The organism is Pseudalkalibacillus sp. JSM 102089, from assembly GCF_041366475.1.
Lineage (GTDB): Bacteria > Bacillota > Bacilli > Bacillales > Guptibacillaceae > Guptibacillus > Guptibacillus hwajinpoensis_B.
Genome location: NZ_JBEWYW010000032.1, coordinates 1 through 1802, shown reverse-complemented (window position 1 = coordinate 1802; position 1802 = coordinate 1). Strand labels below are relative to the sequence as shown.

The 1802-nt window shown below is 35.0% G+C and carries 3 protein-coding genes; all 3 read right to left on the bottom strand.

Going from position 1 to position 1802, the window contains the following annotated elements:
* Window positions 1–5 precede the first annotated feature (5 nt).
* From ABVF21_RS22680 to ABVF21_RS22670, 3 genes are read right to left on the bottom strand one after another with little or no spacing between them, the layout of a single operon-like run.
* On the bottom strand, window positions 6–944 hold the full coding sequence (locus ABVF21_RS22680; RefSeq protein WP_371019073.1) for a phosphotransferase family protein: 939 nt from the start codon (window positions 942–944) through the stop codon (window positions 6–8).
* Window positions 945–1002: 58 nt separating this feature from the next.
* A complete protein-coding gene (locus tag ABVF21_RS22675) occupies window positions 1003–1554 on the bottom strand; it encodes an alpha/beta fold hydrolase (protein WP_371019074.1) in 552 nt (183 codons plus the stop codon).
* Window positions 1551–1736 carry a hypothetical protein gene (locus ABVF21_RS22670; RefSeq protein WP_371019072.1) on the bottom strand — a complete coding sequence of 62 codons (186 nt, stop codon included), beginning with the start codon at window positions 1734–1736 and terminating at the stop codon, window positions 1551–1553. The genes ABVF21_RS22675 and ABVF21_RS22670 overlap by 4 nt, the downstream gene beginning before the upstream one ends.
* Window positions 1737–1802: the final 66 nt, after the last annotated feature.

The following is a 1802-nucleotide window of genomic DNA, read 5'->3' as shown; positions in this document are numbered from 1 at the left end:
CCGATTTAATGGAATAAGCCTTTCTCTTCGTTTGCTATCCTTTTGATTTCTCCTACTTTAAATTCAGTGACTTTTTGAATGTTATTTTCATCTGTAAAACCTTGAAAATACTTGTGTATTTCCCATGCTAGCATCATCGTTGTATGGTCTATATAAAGATAGTTAAAGTCTTTCATATAATCTTGTTCTACAATATTTAGCTGTTTTTGCTTCAAAAGTTTCCGATATGCCTTAATTACGAAATGAATTAACTCTATGTCATAAATATCCTGCAACAGAATCGTTATATCTCTCATTGGTGAACCAATTGCTGCCCATTCCCAATCAATAAACCAAATCTGCTCTTCATAATGGAATATATTTTCTAAATGAGGATCTCCGTGAGTTAAGACTAAAGGACTTCTCGCTTCAAAATTACTTAATGATAATTGGTCATATGTATCATTTATTGTTTGGATCCACTCAGACTTTGCCCAATGGTGGCGAGCACACAAGTTTTTCATTTCTTCTAGACACCAATCGCGCCATTCAGAAGTTATTTGATGAATAGGTAACTCGGGGGTATATGGGTTCGACCTTGTATCATGCAGGTCTGATAACCTCTGTAAGATATCAGTGATTACCTTCTTCCTATCTGTTAAAGATAAACTTTCATAGGTGTCTTTTAGTGGTGCCTCAAGGTCATGCATTAAAATTGCCTGGGGAGCAGTATTCCAGACTTGTGCTAATTTGCTAAACTGCTTAATAGGATTTTCAAGTTTTTCATAAATATCTATTTCATTATTTCGATCAGCTGCAAATTGCTTATAGATATAAGCTCCTCTTTGATTCTTATCATCTAAAACATCAACCCTAAATATATTACCTGCATGAGCACCATGAATAATTTCTTTACTTAGTAGCTTCCACCTTTTCTCTCTCATTCTTTCTTCTAAATGCGTCAAAGGATCCTCTCCTTTATTGTTGTGATTGAAACAGGTGGTTAAGATTTATAATGAGTAACTATGATTTATAAGTAATCATCTCAACCATTTCTCTAATGGCATTTATGACAGGTTTCGGTCTGTCGATGTGGATGGCGTGGCCAGCCTCTTTAACTACAATATGCTTACTTGTTTTAGTTAGATACGAAAGGTCAATTTGAAATCTCATCCAGGTATTAAAGGATTCATTCGTATGATGGGGTTGCGTTCCTCCTGTAAGCACGATAAGAGGAATGTTTTTGAGTTTACTTTCTCGAACTTGTTCTAGACTTTCTTCAAATTCATTTAACGAAGATTCTACTAAGAATTGACCTAAGTATTCATTCTTTACTTCCTCAGTAAACAGAGGTACCATTTCTTTATTTTGATCTTCGTGAACTGAATCTATTAGGATTAGTCCTGTTACCTCTTCAGGGTACTTACTCGCATAAAATCGAACATTTACTCCACCAAACGAATGTCCTACTAATATGTATGGAGGCTTGATATTTGCAGCTATAAGTAGGTTTCTAAGATTCTCGACAATTTGTAAACTATGTTTGGATTTATGACTATTATTACTTTTCCCTATACCTTCTCTGTCATAAAAAACACGTTTGCAAAAGTGGATACTTCTTTTCTAATGGATTGCCAATTGTCTAATGCCCACCCATAACCTGATTCAAATACCACCGTTGGGCTAGAGTCAGACATAGCAACATACTCGTAGTAAAGCTCTGTTCCTTCGACATCTATCTTTTGACCATTACTCAAATTTCTCTCCCCCAATAAAGGATTCTTCTTTATCAAGTTAATTTCGATGACCTATAAAACAATCGC